The organism is Rhodococcus sp. LMD (assembly GCF_056108245.1).
On sequence record NZ_CM148557.1, the window covers coordinates 4,432,238 to 4,451,426 of the forward strand.

Consider the following 19,189-nt stretch of genomic DNA (forward strand, 5'->3'; position numbering starts at 1 on the left):
TCAAGATACGCTCGCCCCGGCACGGGCGGGCGGGGGCATGCCTCGGTGATCGTCACGGCCGTCGTCCGGCTTCGTGGAGAAAGGCCTCGATCACCGGGGCGAGCCCGTCCGCGTCGGTGATCAGTTCGATGTGCCCGCCGTCGTGCCGGTGCAGGGTGGCGTGCGGCAGCAGTCGGTGCAGGATGTGGGCGTTGGCGATCGGGACGATGGGATCGTCGGTGCCGGCGACGATCAGAGTGGGCTGGCGGATGGCGGGAAGCAGCGGCAGGCTGGTCCACACGGCACCGGCCAGCAGCTGATGCAGGTAGCCGATCGCCGATCCGGCGTGGGTCTGGGCGCCGAAGAGGGCGGCGATGTCGTGGCTGCGGTCTGCCGCGGTACCGCCGTAGATCCGGCCGGCGATCGCCGCCGCACGCCCGGGGTCGGTGAACCGGCGACCGGTGACCATCTTGGCGAGCACCCGGGGGTGCCCGGGCACCATGAGCGCCCCGGTGGCAGTGGCGACGAGCACGAGTCGCCGACACCGGCGCGGGTTCTGGAACGCGAACTGCTGGGCCAGCGCCCCGCCCCAGGACAAGCCGAGCACGTCCACCGTGCCGATACCGAGCCGGTCGAGCACCCGCCCCAGGAGCCGCGCAAGGTAGCCGAACCCGTAGGGCGCGAGCGCGGGCGGCGACCCCCCGGCGCCGGGGACGTCGAACCGGACGATCGTGGTGGCCGGATCGAGGGCGGCGACGAAGGGGTCGAGCACCTCGAACCCGGCGCCGATCCCGTTGCACAGCACCAGCGGCACTCCGAACCCGTGCCGGACGTGGACCCGGATGCGTTGCCGGCCCACGAGGATCTCGTGCCGCGTGGTACGAGCGCCGCCGGTCATCGGTAGACGATGACGACCTCGGCCACGCACACCGGCCGCACCCCGCCCCGGATCTCGTAGGTGAGCGTGAACACCGCCTCGATGCCGGCGGGCTTCTCCACCGCGGCGGTGAGGGTGACCGTGGCGCGCAGTTCCGATGCGACCGGCACCGGCGCAGGAAACCGGACCTTGTTCGTCCCGTAGTTCACTGCCATACCGAGGTCGTCGAAGACCAGTACCTCGGCGAGCACGATCGGCGTCAGCGACAGGGTGAGGTAGCCGTGAGCAATGGTGGTGCCGAACGGTCCGGCCGCGGCCAACTCGGGCTCGGTGTGGATCCACTGGTGATCACCGGTGGCGTCGGCGAACCGGCCCACCTGTTCCTGGGTGATCTCGCGCCAGTCGGTGCGGCCGAGTTCGCGCCCGACCAGATCGAGCAGCGCGCGCGGGTTGTCGAGTGTGGTGGTCATGATGTCGTCTCCTGGGGTCAGCTGTGGTGAACGTAGGTGCCCGGTGCGGCGTCGAGCGGGGAGTGGGCGGCACCGCCGACGGTGGTGGGGGCAGGAACGGTGGGGCCGCTGCGCGCAGCGAGCCAGGCGGTGTAGTCGGGCCACCACGAGTCTCGGGTGACCTCCGCGCGGTCGAGCCACTGCTCCGGGGTGTCCGCGTCGACGGTCCCGATCCGGAAGGACGCCTTGGGGTTTCCAGGGGGGTTGACCAGCGCGGCGACGTGCCCGCTGGTGGAGAGCACGAACCGGGTGTCCGCACCGCCCAGCAGGGCGGCGCTGCGGTAGCAGCCTTGCCACGGCGAGATGTGGTCGGCGATCCCGCCGATCACGTACGCGTCGGCGGTGACCGCGCCGAGATCGATCGGGGTACCCGACAGCTCCATCGTGCCGGGGGCGGCCAGCGCGTTGGTGACGCCGATGCGGACCAGGTCGCGGTGCAGGCCGGCGGCCATCCGGGTGGTGTCGGCGTTCCAGTGCAGCACGTCGAACGGCGCGGGCGGGCGGCCCTGCAGGTAATTGTTGACCCAGTAGCGCCACACCAGGTCGGTCGGGCGCAGCCAGGCGAACACCTCGGCCAGCTCGTCCCCGTCCAGGTAGCCCCTCGACTGCGAGCGTTCGATCGCAGTCGCGGCGGTGCGTTCGTCGAGGGCGGCGGCGGCGAACCCGGCCCGCGCCTGGTCGAGCACGGTCACCGCCAGGGTCAGCCCGGCAACCCGGTCGCCGTGTCCGGTAGCGGCCAGGTACGCGGCGGTCGTCGCGGCCAGGATCCCGCCCGAACAGCTGCCTTGCAGGTGCGTGCGGCCGGTCCCGGTGATCGCCTGGACGGCGTCCATCGCATCGACGATCGCCGTGACGTACGTGTCGAGGTCCCAGTCCCGGTGTTCGGCATGGGGGTTGCGCCAGGAGATGGTGAACACCTGCTGGCCCTGGGCGACGAAGTACTCGATCATGCTGCGGCCTGGGGCGATGTCGGTGATGTAGTACTTGTTGATCACCGGGGGCACCATCAACAGCGGCACCTCGTGCACGGTGTCGGTGTGCGGCGCATACTGGATCAGCTCGAGTACCGGGGTTCGCAGCACCACCGCCCCGGGTGTCACCGCGACGGTCTCGCCGAGGGTGTAGGCACCGGGTTCGACCATGGCGGGCACCCGCGGCTTGGTGGCCATGTCGCAGGCGAATGCACGCGCCCCGCGCAGCGCGGACAGTCCGCCGGTGTCGATGAGCGCCTTCCATCCGAGCGGGTTGAGTACCGGATTGTTGCTCGGCGCGAGACCCTCGACGAGGTTGTCGAGCACGAACCGCATCCGTTCGGTGTCGCGCCAGTCCAGGCCGGCGTCGGCGAGCAGGGCATAGGCGGTGTCGGCGGTGGCGAGGTAGGCCTGCATGCTGCGACGCAACCACGGGTTGTGCTGCCATGCCGGGTCGGTGAATCGCTTGTCGCCCTTGGCGGGTGCGCGGTCGGCGCGGCCGGCGGCGACGGCGGCGAGTTCCCTGGCCAGGGTTCCGCCGCGGTGCGCGAGCGTGCCGGGGCGCGCGGCCAGTCCGCCCGCGAGCCGGGCCCAGCCTCGATCGGGCAGCATCCGGCGGGCCAGGCCGCGGGCCGAGCCGGCCAGCAGCAGGTCCACCGGCGCGGCGGGTTCGTCGGAACGGTGCACGGGCTCGGTGGTGGTGACGGTGGTGGTCATGCTCGGTTGCTGCTGCTTTCGAATGTGGGGATGGTGATGTCGCGACGCAGGATCTTGCCGGTGGGGCCCTGGGGCAGGGAGTCGAGGATCCAGACGTGGCGCGGATACTTGTAGGCGGCGACGCGCTGTCTGACGAATTTCACGATCTCGACGGGGTCGGCGCTCATGCCGACTCTGAGCGTGACCGCGGCGCCGATCTCCTCGCCGAGGGTGTCGTGCGGGATGCCGACCACCGCGGCCGCCGCCACGGCAGGATGCTCGTAGACAACCTCCTCGATCTCGCGGGGGTAGACGTTGAACCCACCGCGGATGATCAGGTCCTTCTTTCGGTCCACGATGTAGAAGTAGCCGTCGGTGTCCATGCGGCCGATGTCGCCGGTAGCGAACCAACCGGCCGCGTCGATCGCGGCCGCGGTCGCCTCGGGCAGGTTCCAGTAGCCCTTCATCACGTTCGGTCCCGCGATCTGGATCTCGCCGGGTCGGTCGGCCGGTACCTCGACACCGGAGCCGTCCACCACGCGCATCCGCACCCCCTCGATCGGGGTGCCGATCGAGCCCGTCTTGCGGACGCGGTCCGGGTGATTGAACGAGGCGACCGGCGAGGTTTCCGACAACCCGTACCCTTCCAGGATCACCGCGTCGAAGGTCCGCTCGAAGTCCTCGAGAACCGCCACCGGCAACGATGCACCGCCGGACACGCACACTCGCAGGCTCGCCGTCGCCGCCGCGTCGAATTCCTCTGCGACACCCAGCATCGCGGCGTACATCGTCGGCACGCCCTCGAACACGGTGACCCGGTCGCGGGCGATCACCTCGAGCGCGGTCCGTGGGTCGAAGCGCGGCACCAGGGTGAGCATGGCGCCCACGAGGACCGAGGCGTTGAGCCCGCACGTGAGTCCGAAGACGTGGAACAGCGGCAGTGCGCCCATCACCACGTCGTCGGCTCCGACCTGGATCAGGGTGCGGGCGGTCACCTCGGCATTGCCGGCCAGTCCGGCGTGGGTGAGTTCGGCGCCCTTGGGCTTGCCGGTGGTACCCGAGGTGTGCAGGATCACCGCGGTGTCCTCACCCGCCCGCGGCACCGGGGCGGCCTGCGCCGGCAGGTCGGCGATCAGCCGGGCGAGGGCGTCGTCGTCCACCAGCCACAACCGGGCGTCGGCCACATCGGCCGCAGCGCGGGCCTCCTCGGCGAACACCGGGGTCGCGAACAGCGCCGCCGCGGCGGTGTTCGTCAGGAAGAACTCGATCTCGCGGGCCTTCAGCAGCGGGTTCATCGGCACCGCGACCGCCCCGCGGCGCAGAATGCCGTAGAACACGATCGCGAACGCCGCGGTGTTGGGCAGCATCACCGCGACCCGGTCACCGGGTGCGATCCCCGCCCGTGCGAGCAGGGTTGCCACCCGCGCCGCGGCCGCGTCGAACTCCGCGAACGACAGCGTGTCCTCGCCGCACCGCAGGGCGGTCTTGTCGGGGTAGTTGCGCGCCGACACAACGAGATTGGTACTGAGGTTGGTCATGTGGTGGGTCTCCGGTGTGGTTCGAGAAAGGGGTCGTGGTCAATGGTCGTATCCGAGCCGGCGCGGGGCCGAGGGGGCACGCACAGCGCCGGAGCCCAGCGGATGGAGCCGAGCACCCAGGCCAGCCACGCGATGCGTGCGCCGGCGTCGAGCCGGGTGGGCCTCGGACGAGCGAGCCATTCGGTGGATTCGGCCGGGTGAGTGGTCGGCGCGGTGATGCTCACAGTCCGAGGTCCCGTCCGATGATCTCCTTCATGATCTCGTTGGACCCGGCCCAGATCTTGGTCACCCGCGCGTCCTTCCATGCCCGCGCAACCCGGTATTCGTTCATGAACCCGTAGCCGCCGTGCAGTTGCACGCAACTGTCGAGTATCTGGTTCTGCACCTGCGAGCTCCACCACTTGGCCTTCGCGGCGTCCACCGCGCTCAGCCGGCCTTCGGTATGCGCCTGCACGCACCGATCGACGAATGCCTGCGCCACCTCGAGCGTGGTGACCAGTTCGGCGAAGAGGAACTTGTTGTACTGGAACGAACCGATCGCCTGGCCGAACGCCCTGCGCTCCCGGGCATAGTCCAGAGTCTCGCCCAGGATCGCCTCGGCGTGCGCGAGATTCGACACCGCCGCGCAGATCCGCTCCTGCGGCAGCATTCGCATCATGTGCGCGAACCCGCTGTCGACCTCGCCGATCACGTTCGCCGCGGGGACCCGGACGTCGGTGAAGAACAGCTCGGCGGTGTCGGACTCCGGTTGACCGACCTTGTCCAGCTTGCGGCCCCGTTCGAAGCCCGCCATGCCGGTCTCGACTGCGAACAGGGTGATGCCCTTGGCCTTCTTCTCCGGGCTCGTCTTTGCTGCCACGATCACCAGGTCGGCGTGGTAACCGTTGGTGATGAACGTCTTGGAACCGTTGAGGATCCAGTCGTCCCCATCGCGTCGGGCCGTGGTCTTCAGCCCGGCCAGGTCCGATCCCGCGGCCGGTTCGGTCATCGCGATCGCCGTGACCAGCTCCCCGGTGCAGAATCCTGGCAGCCACCGCTGCTTCTGTTCCTCGGTGGTCAGCTCCACCAGATACGGCGCCACGATGTCGTAGTGGATTCCGAAACTCGACGCGATCGCCGCACTCACCCGCGAGAGTTCCTCCCCTACCACCGCGTTGAACCGGTAGTCCCCCGCCGCGCTGCCTCCGTACTGTTCGGGTACCTCCAAACCGAGTAGGCCGAGCTTGCCCGCCTCGATCCAGATCTCGCGGTCGATGAACCGCTGCTCGATGATCCGCTCGTGCTCCGGAATCAGGTGGCGTTGCGTGAAATCACGGACCGTGTCACGAAAGGCGAGGTGGTCGGCGGCGTAGATGGTCCTGGTCATCGGTCTTCCTGGTGGGGTGGCGACGGTGGCGTCCGAGCAGGCCGGGCAGGTGGCTGCGCCTGCCGGCTGCAGCGACGATCTCGGAGCTGGTGATGTGGCCCGTCGAGTGCGGGATTCGATCGAGAACCCATGCGGGTCTTCGGGTTGCGACTCCACAGTAGTGGAACCGCACTTCCCGCACTTATCCCTTCGGGTCGGCAGACTGTTCAAATCGGGACAGGAGCGTACCTGCGCCGATGGCATTGCCTGCCGCACGAATCCGACGAGCACCCCGCCGGCACGGGCGCCCGGTCGACGCGATCGTCCGACACCGTTCCGCCCCGCGCCGCCCACACCGCCCGGAGGCGACGTCGACATCTCAGGCCCGTCGATCGGACCGGATCCGGCTGCAGCGTCTCGAAGTGAATAGTTGATGTCCCACCAGGAAAAGTAATGCCGGGAACGGGCACGTAGTGTTAGGTCCATCACAAGAGGAGCAGGTCGGTGACCGACCCCACATCCCGAACCGACACAACCGAACGAACGTGAAAACTGTTGTACACCCAGTTATTTCGAATCGAGTTGGCGTCAGGACGTGTGGGGCCCGGACCGACGAGGGAGATCCGCGGGCGAACATCGTTCGTTTCCGCGAGCCACCCGACACCGTACTCCACCCCAATTCATCTAGGAGACAACGAAATGTCTGTCACGAGCGAGACGCCCCGGCGGGCACGAACGGTGACCCCGTTCCGGGTCGAGCCGTTGACCGCCACGATCGGCGCGGAGCTGTCCGACGTGAACCTGGGCGAGGTGTCCCGCGACGACGCGCTGTTCGCCGAGCTGCGGGCACTGCTGCTCGAGCACAAGGTGCTGTTCGTGCGCGGGCAGGACATCACCCGCGCCGAGCACGTCGCCCTGGCCGAGCGGTTCGGCCCGCTCGAGGATCACCCGGTGGCCGGCAGCGACCCCGACCATCCCGGCCTGGTGCGGATCTACAAGGACCTCGACAGCCCGCCCGAGCACTACGAGAACGCCTACCACTGCGACGCCACGTGGCGGGCGAACCCTCCGATGGGTTCGGTGCTGCGCGCGGTGGAGATCCCGCCGGTCGGCGGCGACACCATCTGGGTGAACATGGCGCAGGCCTACACGCGGCTGCCGCAGTCGGTGAAGGAGCGGATCGAGGGACTGCGCGCCCGGCACAGCATCGAGGCCAGCTTCGGTGCGAACATGCCCGTCGAGGCACGCCACGCCCTCCACCGGCGGTTCCCCGACGCCGAGCACCCGGTGGTGCGCACGCACCCGGAAACCGGCGAGAAGATCCTGTTCGTCAACGCCTTCACGACGCACATCGTCAACTACCACACCCCCGACAATGTGCGCTTCGGGATCGACTACGCCCCCGGCGCCGGGGATCTGCTGCGCTACCTGATCAGCCAGGCCACGATCCCGGAATACCAGGTGCGGTGGCGCTGGACGAAGAACAGCGTCGCCATCTGGGACAACCGATCCACGCAACACTATGCGGTGCAGGACTATTGGCCCGCCGTCCGCAGGATGGAACGCGCCGGCATCGTCGGCGACCCCACCTTCTGAACCGCCCTCTCACCCTCCCCACTCTCACGACAACTCCGATCGGAGCATCACCATGCACTTCCACGACGACGCCCTGTTCCCCGAGAACCAGGAGAAGCTGGTCATCACCGTCGCCCCCTACGGCCCCGAGTGGGACATCGACGACTTCGCCGAGGATCTGCCACTGACCATGGACGAGCACGTGCAGAAGGCGGTGGACTGCTACGACGCCGGAGCCACCGTGCTGCACATCCACGTCCGTGAACTGGACGGCAAGGGCTCCAAGCGGCTCTCGAAGTTCAACGAACTGCTGGCACGGCTGCGCGAGGCGGTGCCCGAGATGATCCTGCAGGTCGGCGGCTCGATCTCGTTCGCCCCCGAAGGCGAGGGCGCGGACGCGAAGTGGCTCTCCGACGACGCCCGCCACATGCTCGCCGAACTCGACCCCAAGCCCGACCAGGTCACCATCGCGATCAACACAAACCAGATGAACATCGTCGAGCTGATGACCGCCGACGACATCGCCGGCACCTCCTTCGAGCGCCCCGAGGTGTACGAGGCCTACCGCGAGATGACCGTCCCGGCCGGGCCGGGCTGGGTCGAGGAGCACCTGCGCCGGCTGCAGGCCAACGGCATCCAGCCGCACTTCCAGCTCGCCGACATCGCCCAGCTCGAAACCGTCGAGCGGTTGATCCGCCGCGGCGTCTACACCGGCCCGCTGATGGTGACCTGGGTCGGTATCGGCGGCGGTTTCGACGGCCCCAATCCGTACAACATGATGGAGTTCGTCCGCCGCACCCCCGACGGCGCGGTGCTCACCCTGGAAACCCTGATGCGCAGCGTGCTGCCGGTCAACACCATGGCCATCGCAATGGGTCTGCACGCCCGCTGCGGCACCGAGGACACCCTCTGGGGCCGCAAGGGCGAGAAGATGACTTCCGTCGCCCAGGTCGAACAGCTCGTCCGCATCGCGAACGAACTCGGTCGTGAGGTTGCCACCGGCAAGGAGGCCCGCGAGATCTACCGCCTCGACGAGCACTACACCGACGCCGACGAGACCCTCGCCAGGATCGGCTTTGCGCCCAACCGCCGCCCCGGTCAGCGCGGCTTCACCCAGCACGCCTGACGCGGTATCCGCGTGACCGGTGGGCGCGACACCACAACCCGGTGCCGCGCCCCCGGGCACGCGAAACCCCCTAGCAGCCAACGTCATCGGTTCCACCTCGGCCGTCGAGCTCGTCCCCTCACCCAGATTCAGGAAGATCATGTCGTCTGTCACCACCACCGCGCCGGAGCGGCCCGCGGCCGTTTCGGCGCCGTCGCGCCGCAGCGGGCGATCCCGGTTCTACCCGTGGCTCGTGTTCGCGCTCACCTTCGGACTGCTGCTGTCGGACTACATGTCCCGACAGGTCCTCAGTGCGGTGTTCCCTTTTCTGAAAGCCGAATGGGCGCTCTCGGATTCGCATCTCGCATCGCTGAACAGCGTGGTCGCGTTGATGGTGGGGTTGCTCACCCTGCCGCTGTCGATGCTCGCCGACCGGTGGGGCCGGGTGCGCAGCCTCGTCGTGATGGCCGCGTTGTGGAGTGTGGCGACCCTGCTGTGCGCGGTGGCGGGCTCCTACGAGCAGATGCTCGGCGCCCGGTTCCTGGTCGGGGTCGGTGAGGCCGCCTACGGCAGCGTCGGTATCGCAGTCGTGCTCAGCGTGTTCGCCCCGCGGCTGCGAGCCTCGCTCTCGGGTGCATTCATGGCCGGCGGTTCGTTCGGGTCGGTGATCGGCGTCGCATTCGGCGGGGTCATCGCCGTACAGCTGTCCTGGCGCTGGTCCTTCGCGTCGATGGCGGTCTTCGGGCTGGTCCTGGTCGCGCTGTTCTGGGCGCTGGTCAGTGAACGCAAGCTCGCCCGCCACGCCGTCGACGACGACGCGAACACCACCCACACCGCTGCGCCCGGCACGGCTGCACGTGCCCCGATCTCGAGCCTGTTCACCAACCCCGCGGTGCTGTGCGCCTACATCGGCGGCGGGCTGCAGATGTTCACCGCCGCCGCGCTGATGGCGTGGCTGCCCAGCTTCTTCGGGCGCTCCTACGGGCTGGCCGCGGACAAGGCCGCCGCGATGGCCGCGGTCTTCGTGCTGCTGATCGGCGCCGGCATGATCGTGTGCGGCTTCGTCGCCGACCGGGCCGCCCGCATCGACCCGGCCCGCAAGTGGACGGTCGCGATCGCGATCAGCCTCGCCGCCGGAGTACTGCTCATCGTCGGGTTCCAGCTGCCGGTCGGCACCCCGCAGCTGGTGCTGCTCGGACTGGGCGCGTTCTTCTCCGCCGGCTCCACCGGCGCGGTCACCGCGATGGTCGCCAACCTGACCCACCCCACCGTGCGGGCCTCGGCGTTCGGCACCACCACCCTGGCCAACAGCCTGCTCGGGCTGGCTGCGGGCCCGTTCGTGGTCGGCGTCCTCGCGGACAAGATCAGCCTCGCCAATGCGCTGCAGCTCGCGCCGCTCGTCTACCTGGGGGCCGTCGTGGCGCTGCTGGTCGGCAAGCGCGTCTACCCCGCCGGCGTCCGCAAGCTCGCCACCGTGTCCGCCGCCTCCGCGCAACGGACCGGAACCGAGCAGTGAACACTCCCGAACCCGAGGCAGGCTACGGCCACCGGCCCGCCGCGGAGGATGCCGTCCGCGAACTCGCCGAGGCTCCGCAGCTCCCACCGGTCCCCGTCGCGGGCTGACCCCGGACCGTGGCGGCGAACCCCCTGGGGTTCGCCGCCACGGTCGCCGTTCGACGTCGATCCCTGGTGAAGACCTCGGCGCGGCCGGATACCGTGGACCCGACACGGACAGGTCAGGGAAGCGCCGGATGATCACGCGAACGAGGTTCTTCTCCGTTCATCTCTCGAGGTCGGCGCGATCGGGTCCTCCCCCGGACCCGCCGCCTCCGCCGGCGCCGTCGTCGGGCCTGTGGTGGCAGCTGGTGGCCGTCGCCGTCCTTGCTCGATGAAAACGTGGAGCCCAGCGCGCCGCAATCTTCGTCTAGTCAACCTTGACTTGGTTTGTCTAGCCTGAATAGACTACACTGGTGACGAAGCGTAGGGACATCTTGAAACGCCTCCGCACCGCCGCCGAGTCCGCAGGCCTACCCATCGAAGTCACCGAGGGCGGGCGACACACCATCGTCGACATCGACGGCCTTGTGATCCCAGTCCCACGCCACAACGAAATCAAGGAACTGACTACGACGGCGATCTACAAAGAGGCCGCGTCAAGCTCGGAAGAAACTGGTGGAAGAAGTGAAGTACACCGCACAAGTGACCCGCGACGACGGATGGTGGTCGGTCCACGTGCCCGAAGTGGACCGCACCACCCAGGCCCGCCACCTGCGCGAGGTCAAGGAGATGGCGGCCGACCTTGTACACATCATGACGGGATCGCCGGTCGACGAAATCGAGATCGAGATCGAATTGCCCGAAGACCTGGCGGCCGCGGTTCGTGAGTTCCACGCGGCCCAGCACGCCGCGGAGGAAGCACGCGCCCGCGCAGCCTCGGCGCAGGTCGCCGCGGCCCGAGCGCTTCAAGCACGCGGTGCAACCCTCCGCGACATCGGGGAGGTGCTGGGCGTGTCGTTCCAGCGCGTCCACCAGCTGGTGAATTCCTGACTCAACGGCCTACGACGACAGCGCCCCCGTCGAAGGGAGGCGGGAAGCGCCGCAGGCCGAACCGATGCGTCGCATCGAGCGCCTCTTCGTACCACTCGCCGATCCCGGCGACCCGAGTGAGGACCTCGGCGCGGCCGGATACCGTGGACCCGACACGGACAGGTCAGGGGAGCGCCGGATGATCACGCGAACGAGATTCTTCTCCGTTCATCTCTCGAGGTCGGCGCGATCGGGGCCGCCCCCGGACCCGCCGCCGCCGCCGGCGCCGTCGTCGGGCCTGTGGTGGCAACTGGTGGCCGTCGCCGTCCTGCTCGGTGGTCTGGTGGTCGCCCTGGCGCTGCAGACCCCGACGTCGAGCACCCTGTCCTACAGCGACTTCGTGGACCGGGTCGACGCGGGCACCGTCCAGCAGGTGACGATCGACGACCGCGGATCGGCCTACGGAACCCTCTCGGACGGCACGGAATTCGTCACCCAGCTGCCGACCGCACTGAACCTCGCCGGGCTCGACGCGAAGCTGCGGGCGAAGCAGGTCCAGGTCAGCGCGGAACAGACCGACGACAGCCCGTGGGCCGCGATTCTGCTCAGCATGCTGCCCTTCGTCGTGTTCGCGGGGCTGTTGCTGTGGGTCGGCCGCCGGGCACAGCGCGCCTTCAGCGGCGGCGGCATCGGGGGCATGGGCGCGTTCGGCCGCTCGAAGGCCCGCGTGATCGAGGCGAACCGGCCGACCACGCGCTTCGCGGACGTCGCCGGGTACGACGGCGTCAAGCAGGAGGTCAGCGAGGTCGTCGACTTCCTGCGGGATCCGGAGAAGTACGCGGCCGCCGGCGCGAAGGGCCCCCGCGGGGTGCTGATGATCGGCCCGCCGGGCACCGGCAAGACACTGCTGGCCCGCGCGGTGGCCGGCGAGGCGGAGGTGCGCTTCCTGTCCGTCACGGGCTCGGAGTTCGTGGAGATGTTCGTCGGGGTCGGTGCCTCCCGGGTGCGGGACCTGTTCGAGCAGGCCCGCAAGAGCCCGCCGTCGATCATCTTCATCGACGAGATCGACGCCATCGGCAGCAAGCGCGGCGTCGGGACCTACGCCGGGAACGACGAGCGGGAACAGACGCTCAATCAGTTGCTGGCCGAAATGGACGGCTTCGACCAGAGCGTCGGCATCGTGGTGCTGGCGGCGACGAACCGCCCGGAGGCGCTCGATCCGGCCCTGCTGCGGCCGGGCCGGTTCGACCGCACGGTGGTGATCCCCCTGCCCACCCAGTCGGAACGGGCCGCGATCCTGGCGGTGCACCTGCAGGGCAAACACTTCGGACCCGACGTCGATCTGAGCGTGCTCGCCCGGGCCACCCCGGGCTTCTCGGGTGCGGATCTGGCGAACCTGGTCAACGAGGCCGCCATCAATGCCGTCCGGGACGACCGCACCGTCATCTGCGCCGACGACTTGTCGTCCGCGCGTGACCGCCTGCTGCTCGGACGCCGCGAGAGCGCCAATGCCCTGCTCCCCGACGAACGGACCTCGGTGGCGGTCCACGAATCGGGCCACGCGTTGCTCGCGGCCCTGTGCCCGCACGCCGACCCGGTGGCGAAGGTGACGATCCTGCCCGCGGGCATGGCCCTGGGATCGACCCAGCAGCTACCCGAGGTCGAACGCCACCTCTACAGCGAGGGATATCTCAACGACCTGCTCACCGTCCGGGTCGGGGGGCGGGCCGCGGAGCTCGTCGTGTTCGGGGAGGGGTCGACCGGTGCCGCCGACGACCTGAGCGGCGCGACCCGCATCGCCGTGCGCATGGTGCGGGAATTCGGGCTGTCCGAAGCGTTCGGCCCGGTGGGGTACGGGTCGGGCGACCCCAACTACCTGCATGCCGACACCAGTGAGCGCAGCCTCGTGCGGCCCTACTCGGAACACACCCAGCAGCTCGTGGACCGCGAGGTCGCCCGGCTGCTGCGGGCCGCCGAGGAACGGGCCGTCGCGCTCCTGACGCAGCACCGGGCGGCGCTGGACCGGCTGGCCGCGATCCTCGTCGAGGAGGAGACCGTCGACGGCGAGGTCGTACTCGACGTGCTGCGGGCGGAGGCGGACGGCGCCCGGCCGCAGCGCCTCGGCACCACCTGAGCGGCGCGCGGGCCGGATCGCACTGTGCCGACATGATTTGCCGCGCCGACATGATTTGCCGCGCGGTGGGGAAACCGGTCTGCATGGCACCTCTCCCCGACCCCGCGACGATCCGGCGCTACCGCATCCATGCGACCCCCGACGGTCACCGGTGGGTGATCGGCACCCACGATCCGTCGCTCGGCATCGATTTCGGGCCGGGCCCGGAGGCGGAGGCCTGGGCGCGGGAGGCCTGCGCCGACCTGGAATCTCCGCCGCCGCAGAACCTGTACAACTGGCGGCCGGTGCCCCCGGGGCTCACGGGCTCGCGGTTCGGGCCCGACCGGGGCATGCCCGGGCCGAGGAGATGACCGCCGGCATGCGCCTACCGTAAACGAGGTGGACGCCCGTGCTCTCGTCACCACGGCCCGCGTCGCCCGGCTGGCCACGACCGGACCGGACGGGCGGCCGCACCTCGTGCCGATCGTGTTCGCGCTCGTCGGCGACGCGCTCTACACCTGCGTCGACGACAAGCCGAAGACGACGAGACGGTTGCGGCGCCTGCGCAACATCGAGAACGACCCGCGGGTGGCGGTGCTCGTCGACCACTACGACGACGACTGGTCCCGGCTGTGGTGGGTCCGTCTCGACGGCACGGCCACCGTCCACGATCCGCGCTCGGAGCTCGGCTCGGCCGGTCTCGCGGCGCTGGCCGTCAAGTACGCGCAGTACCGCGCGGCGCGCCCGTCGGGACCGGTGCTCCGGATCGACGGGCTGCGCTGGCGGTCGTGGTCCGCGGGCGGCGGCTCAGCCGATCGGGCGACGCCACGGCCCGGTGATCGCGAGGGTCAGGCCGGGTGACTGGATGTTGACGAACAGGGTCCTGCCGTCGGCGCTGAAGGCGGGCCCGCAGAACTCGCTGTCGTTGAGTTCGTTGCGTGCGATCGTGAACGGCTTCCCCTCGGCGGTGACGCCGATGAGGTGGCTGATGCCGTCGCCGTCCTCGGCGAGTATCACCCCGCCGTACGGCGAGACGGTGATGTTGTCGGGACCGTCGTAGTTGCCGGTGTCGACGGACGGGTCGGGGTTGACCCCGAACAGCGTCTTCAGCGTGACCGTCTGCGAGGCCGGATCGAAGAACCACACCTGGCCGTCGTGTTCGGCGATGCTGCCGTCGCTCGTGCGGGCGTAGCTGGCGACGAAGTAGGCGCCGCCGTCGCCCCACCACTGGCCCTCGAGCTTGCGGCTGCGGGTCACCTGGTCGGCGGCGAACTGCTCGCGCACCGGTGTGGTGGCGGCGTCGCGGTCGGGGACGTCGACCCACCGCACGGTGTAGCGCACCCCCGGCTCGGTGGCCTGCGACAGGTCGGGCACGTGCGCGCCGCCGTCGAAGCAGGCCATCGCCTGCAGGCTGCCCGCGGTGTCGCCGCCGGGCGACTGGGCGAGTTCACGCAGGGCACCCGGCCCGCCCCGGAAACCCTGCGGGGGCGTCCACCGGTAGAACAGGCCGTTGGGCTCGTCGGCGTCCTCGGTGAGGTAGATCGCGCCGGTGGCCGGGTCCACGGCGACCGCCTCGTGCGCGTACCGGCCGAGGAACTTCAGCGGCACCGGGCTCTTGCCGCGGTTGGCGTCCTGGCTCGCGGGGTCGACCTCGAACACGTAGCCGTGATCGAGCGTGAATCCCTTCGAGCCGGCCCGGTCCTCGGTCTCCTCGCACGTCAGCCACGTGCCCCACGGGGTGATGCCGCCGGCGCAGTTGTTCACGGTGCCGGCGAGGCTGACGTACTGGCCGGTGCGCTGCCCGTTCGGGCTCACGGTGACGGTGGTGGTGCCGCCGCGCGCGCCGGGGTCGTAGGTCAGGCCGTCGACGACGGGCACGCCGAACGGCTCGTCCTTGCCGATCTCGTGGTTGGTCACGATCGTGGAACCGTTGCCGTGCGCGAACACACCGTTGGCGTCGGGATCGCTGGGGACGGGCGTGCCGTCGTCGAGGGTCGTCTCCCCGGAGCGCGACACCACGGTGTACGAGAACCCTACGGGCAGAGCGAGAATGCGCTGGGGATCCGGGACGAGCGGGCCGTAGCCGATCGCCCCGCCGGGGACTGCGGACGCGAGTCCGGGACGGACGAGCGCCTCGACGCTGCCGGCGAGGGCCACGCCGAGGCCGGCCAGTGCGGTGCGCCCGAGGAATCCCCGGCGGTTCAGTGGTGCCGTCGTCACTGTTCTCGATACCTCCATCGATGCGGTCGGGTCCTCCGGACCGTAGGTGCCGGAAAGCCCGGTTCCGTGGCCGGCGAGTGACCGCGAATCGAACCGGAGGCGAACGTCGCGGGGGCGGTCAGGCGACGTCGGAGTCGACGGGCAGCCCGGCGAGTCGCCACTCGAGCACACCGTCGGCGGCGCGCCGGGCCGGCACACCGTGGGTGCGCAGCAGCCGGACGGCGTCGTGGGCGAGCACGCAGTACCGGCCGCGGCAGTAGGCGACGATCTGCCGGTCCGCCGGCAGGTCGGCGAGCCGCTCGGTCAGCTCGTCCAGCGGCACGTGCAGTGCGCCGGGCAGGTGCCCTGCGGCGTACTCGGCGGCGGGGCGCACGTCGAGCAGGACCACCTCGCCTGTCTCGAGGCGGTGCAGAAGTTCCTCGGTGTCGACGGCGGCGGTGTCGTCCGGGCCGAGGTAGGCGCGCCGGGCGAGCTCGGTGTGCGGGCGGTGCCGCTGGGCCACGCGACGCAGGGTGTCCCACAGTTCGGCGACGTCGTCCCCGGCGAGCGAGTAGAAGATCCGTTTGCCGTCGCGGCGGGACCGCACCAGCCCGGCCGCGCGCAGGGTCTGCAGGTGCGCCGAACAGGTGCTCACGCCGAGCCCGGCGGCGGCGGCGAGCTCGTCGACGCTGCGCGGTCCCTGCGCGAGCAGGTCGAGCAGTTCCAGACGTGCGGGATTGCCGAGCACCTTGCCGACGGCGGCGAACTCGGTGTACAGCGCGTCCTTGGCGGCTCGGTCAGCCACGGATGGGTCCTTCCTGTGGGGCGCGGGTGGGCCGGGGATGCGTTTCGTACATGCGCACCGCGACGACCAGTCCGGACAGGGCGGTCAGCGCGGCCACGACCCACACGGCGGCGTGGATGCCGAACGCGTCGGCGACGACACCGGCCAGCAGGGCGCCGGCCGCGAAGCCGCCGTCGCGCCAGAGCCGGTACACGCCCACGGCCCGGGCCCGCCAGGCGGGATGGGCGACGTCGCCGATCGAGGCGAGCAGGGTCGGGTAGACCAGCGCGGTGCCCGCGCCGAGCGCGGCCGCGGCGATCGCCCACGGCAGGAAGGAGTCCGAGACGGCGATCACGGCCAGGGCGAGCGCCTGCAGCCACATGCCGGCGACGATCATCCACTTGCGGCCCCACCGGTCCGACAGTGCACCGGTGACCAGCTGGCCGACTCCCCACACGGCCGGGTACAGCGCCGCGAGGATGCCGATCCGGCCGACGGACAGGCCGGCCGCGGCGAACAGGATGGGGAACAGCCCCCAGGCGAGGCCGTCGTTGAGGTTGTTGACCAGCCCGGCCTGGCTGGCCGAGGACAGGGCCGGTTCCTTGAAGCTGGTCTGGACGAGCACCTGCCGGTCGGTGAGCTTGTCGTGCAGGTGGTCGTGGCGTCCGTCGGCGCGGGCGACGTGGCCGACGGCCTCGAGACGCGCGTATTCGCGGGTCTCCTTCACGGCGAGGGTGGACAGTCCCAGACCGAGAGCCGCGAAGGCGATGCCGAGCAGGAAGGGCGCGGGCCGCAGCCCGTAGGCCTCGGCCAGATACCCGGTGGCCAGCGCGGTCGCGGCGACGGCGGCATACCCGGCGGCCTCGTTCAGTCCCATCGCGAATCCCCGCCGGGCCGGGCCGACGAGGTCGATCTTCATCACCACGGTGGTGGACCAGGTCAGTCCCTGGCTGATGCCGAGCAGCACGTTGGCGAAGATCACCCAGCCCCACGAGGGTGCCCAGATGAGCAGCAGCGGCACCGGGAGGGCGACCAGCCACCCGGCGACGAGCACCGGTTTGCGCCCGTACCGGTCGGAGAAGGTGCCGGCGAAGTAGTTGGTGATCGCCTTCGACAGGCCGAAGACGAGGATGAACGACAGCCCGGCGGTGTAGGCGCGGATGCCGAATTCCTCCTCGGCGAGCAGCGGCAGCACGGTGCGTTCCTGACCGAGCATGCCGCCGACGAGCGCGTTGACGACCACCAGCAGGGTGAACTGGGCGAGGTTGCGGCGCAGGCCCAGTCCGATCTGCTTGTCGGGCGGGGCGGTGGGTGGCGTGGAGGTGTTCATGAACGCCTTCCGGGACCTGTCGTATCGGACCGTACGATACAACATTCTACGGAATTATGGAATGTCCCGGAGTGCCCGCCGCGGTCAGCTCACGACCGCGGAGCCCCGGCGTGCCCACAGCGTCACCGCGGCCGCAACCCAGATCGCGGCGAACCCCGCCGCGAGCCACCACCCCGCGTGCGCGAGGTCCACGCCCGCGGCCCAGGACGCGACGGGCTGATACCCCGGCAGCAGTTCGTCGACCGCGGACAGCGTGATGATCGCGCCGAGCACACCGGCGGCGACCACGGACACGGCGGTGACGACGACGTTGAACATCTGCCGATCGCGGCTGGGGATCTGCGCCGATCCGTACATCCGCACCATGGCGATCCCGTTGACCCCGTCGACGGCGGTCATCCCGGCCGCGAAGCACAGCGGCAGGCACAGCACCAGCCAGGTGGCGGCGCCCGAGAGGCTCGCCGTCACCGCGAGCGCGATCAGACCCACCGACGAGGCGGTGTCGAAACCGAGACCGAACAGGAAGCCCAGGACGTAGACGTGGCGGGGATGACGCACCCGTCGCAGCGGCGCCGACAGGACCCGCGCCGCCGCGGACGAGTGCACCTCGTCGGTACCGCAACGTCGGGCGGCGAGCGTGCCGCGCAACGCAACCGCGTTGACCCCGGCGACGAGCAGCAGGAAGCCGCCCGCCACGGCGGCACCGAAGGTCCCCAGGGCGGTGGCGGTCGCACCCTCGCCCGCCAGCAGACCGGTGGTCGACCCGATCCCGGCGACGACCGCCGACGTCGCCAGCAGCACGACGCTGCTGTGGCCGAGACTGAACGCCAGCCCCACCCCCACGGGGCGGCGCCCCTCGGCGACGAACTTGCGGATCGCGTTGTCGATGCCCGCGATGTGGTCCGCGTCGAGTGCGTGTCGGGCGCCCAGACCGTAGGCCGACAGGGCCACCCCGAGGGTGAGCGCGTCGCCGGCCGTGAGACGGGCCAGACCGAGCAGCCCGAAACCGAGCGCGTGGACCAGGACGACCGCGGCCACCGTGGCGGCGACACGCACCCGGGCGGGGGCGTGGGTGCGGACGTCCGAGCGCACGTAGTGCCACGGCGGCGAACCCGGTTGCGGCATCCCGGTCTCCCTTCTCCGGTCGTCTGTCGAAACTCACCGCGATGCCGGCGTGGGCCGACCGCGAGTGCACGGGCACACCCGCCGCGGGCGATCGAGGTGGGTCAGCGCAGGCTTTCCGCGTGCCGGACCGTCGTCTCCAGGTGCCGATCGACGCTGCGCAGGTCGAGTCGCGCGTCGGCGAGGAGGTCGAGGATCTCGAGGAGCGCGGCTTCGGCGGAGTCGCCGTGGGAATGCCGGTCGATGCGTCCGAACTCCTCGCTGAGCTCCTGGATCCGCCGGTCGAACCCGTGCAGATCCGCACGCAACTGCGAGGCCTGCCGGGCCAGCTCGGGAGTACTCATGGGCGGGACCGTCCTTCGAGTCGACGCGCGGGGTGTGCCCCCATCGTGGTGGACCGGGAGAGCCGGCGCCACGGATTCGGCCCGCGCCGGTTCGACCGGATCGACCCGCGGAATCACCTGTGCGATCCTTGCCCGAGTGGGATAATCACCGCCGAGCTACCGGTAATGCACCGCGG

Annotated in this window: 17 protein-coding genes; 7 read left to right on the plus strand and 10 right to left on the minus strand. The window is 70.3% G+C overall.

From position 1 onward, the window contains the following. Positions 1-52: 52 nt before the first annotated feature. The 5 genes from phaZ to ACWPQI_RS20200 form a co-directional block, all read right to left on the minus strand. Positions 53-877, minus strand: a complete 825-nt coding sequence (phaZ, locus tag ACWPQI_RS20180; RefSeq protein ID WP_474738469.1) for a poly(3-hydroxyalkanoate) depolymerase — start codon at positions 875-877, stop codon at positions 53-55. Beyond that, a complete protein-coding gene (locus ACWPQI_RS20185; protein ID WP_010596809.1) occupies positions 874-1,326 on the minus strand; it encodes a MaoC family dehydratase in 453 nt (150 codons plus the stop codon). Before ACWPQI_RS20185 ends, phaZ begins: the two co-directional genes overlap by 4 nt. A gap of 17 nt (positions 1,327-1,343) precedes the next feature. Next, positions 1,344-3,053 (minus strand): PHA/PHB synthase family protein, encoded by a 1,710-nt coding sequence (locus tag ACWPQI_RS20190; RefSeq protein ID WP_432375234.1) that lies wholly within the window; start codon positions 3,051-3,053, stop codon positions 1,344-1,346. After that, a complete protein-coding gene (locus ACWPQI_RS20195) occupies positions 3,050-4,570 on the minus strand; it encodes a long-chain-fatty-acid--CoA ligase (protein WP_040270209.1) in 1,521 nt (506 codons plus the stop codon). Before ACWPQI_RS20195 ends, ACWPQI_RS20190 begins: the two co-directional genes overlap by 4 nt. A gap of 220 nt (positions 4,571-4,790) precedes the next feature. Further along, entirely contained in the window at positions 4,791-5,936 is a 1,146-nt protein-coding gene (locus ACWPQI_RS20200; RefSeq protein WP_010596806.1) for an acyl-CoA dehydrogenase family protein, read from the minus strand. Between the two features lie 678 nt (positions 5,937-6,614). Here ACWPQI_RS20200 and ACWPQI_RS20205 point away from each other — a divergent pair. From ACWPQI_RS20205 to ACWPQI_RS20235, 7 genes are all read left to right on the plus strand, one after another. After that, positions 6,615-7,511 carry a TauD/TfdA dioxygenase family protein gene (locus ACWPQI_RS20205; protein ID WP_102031559.1) on the plus strand — a complete coding sequence of 299 codons (897 nt, stop codon included), beginning with the start codon at positions 6,615-6,617 and terminating at the stop codon, positions 7,509-7,511. Positions 7,512-7,563: 52 nt separating this feature from the next. Continuing rightward, the gene (locus ACWPQI_RS20210) at positions 7,564-8,616 is read left to right on the plus strand and encodes a beta-keto acid cleavage family enzyme (RefSeq protein ID WP_010596804.1); all 1,053 of its coding nucleotides are present in this window, start codon (positions 7,564-7,566) and stop codon (positions 8,614-8,616) included. A 139-nt stretch (positions 8,617-8,755) separates the two neighbouring features. Next, positions 8,756-10,111: an MFS transporter gene (locus ACWPQI_RS20215; RefSeq protein WP_102031560.1), complete on the plus strand. Its 1,356-nt coding sequence runs from the start codon at positions 8,756-8,758 to the stop codon at positions 10,109-10,111. A gap of 656 nt (positions 10,112-10,767) precedes the next feature. Then, positions 10,768-11,142, plus strand: a complete 375-nt coding sequence (locus ACWPQI_RS20220; RefSeq protein ID WP_228287096.1) for a hypothetical protein — start codon at positions 10,768-10,770, stop codon at positions 11,140-11,142. 292 nt (positions 11,143-11,434) lie between these two features. Continuing rightward, on the plus strand, positions 11,435-13,255 hold the full coding sequence (gene ftsH / locus ACWPQI_RS20225; protein ID WP_102031980.1) for an ATP-dependent zinc metalloprotease FtsH: 1,821 nt from the start codon (positions 11,435-11,437) through the stop codon (positions 13,253-13,255). An 83-nt stretch (positions 13,256-13,338) separates the two neighbouring features. Then, on the plus strand, positions 13,339-13,605 hold the full coding sequence (locus ACWPQI_RS20230; RefSeq protein ID WP_010596020.1) for a hypothetical protein: 267 nt from the start codon (positions 13,339-13,341) through the stop codon (positions 13,603-13,605). 28 nt (positions 13,606-13,633) lie between these two features. Then, complete coding sequence (locus ACWPQI_RS20235; RefSeq protein ID WP_040270206.1) at positions 13,634-14,095, plus strand: TIGR03668 family PPOX class F420-dependent oxidoreductase; 462 nt, start codon at positions 13,634-13,636, stop codon at positions 14,093-14,095. On the opposite strand, the gene ACWPQI_RS20240 is transcribed toward ACWPQI_RS20235, so the two are convergent. The 5 genes from ACWPQI_RS20240 to ACWPQI_RS20260 form a co-directional block, all read right to left on the minus strand. Next, entirely contained in the window at positions 14,042-15,454 is a 1,413-nt protein-coding gene (locus tag ACWPQI_RS20240; protein ID WP_010596022.1) for an alkaline phosphatase PhoX, read from the minus strand. The two genes, ACWPQI_RS20235 and ACWPQI_RS20240, sit on opposite strands and share 54 nt — an antisense overlap. 118 nt (positions 15,455-15,572) lie before the next feature. Next, entirely contained in the window at positions 15,573-16,238 is a 666-nt protein-coding gene (locus tag ACWPQI_RS20245) for an ArsR/SmtB family transcription factor (RefSeq protein WP_102031561.1), read from the minus strand. After that, complete coding sequence (locus tag ACWPQI_RS20250) at positions 16,231-17,547, minus strand: MFS transporter (RefSeq protein WP_102031562.1); 1,317 nt, start codon at positions 17,545-17,547, stop codon at positions 16,231-16,233. Before ACWPQI_RS20250 ends, ACWPQI_RS20245 begins: the two co-directional genes overlap by 8 nt. Before the next feature lie 84 nt (positions 17,548-17,631). Next, positions 17,632-18,672, minus strand: a complete 1,041-nt coding sequence (locus tag ACWPQI_RS20255) for a HoxN/HupN/NixA family nickel/cobalt transporter (RefSeq protein WP_010596025.1) — start codon at positions 18,670-18,672, stop codon at positions 17,632-17,634. 101 nt (positions 18,673-18,773) lie between these two features. Beyond that, a complete protein-coding gene (locus ACWPQI_RS20260; RefSeq protein ID WP_010596026.1) occupies positions 18,774-19,013 on the minus strand; it encodes a hypothetical protein in 240 nt (79 codons plus the stop codon). Positions 19,014-19,189: the final 176 nt, after the last annotated feature.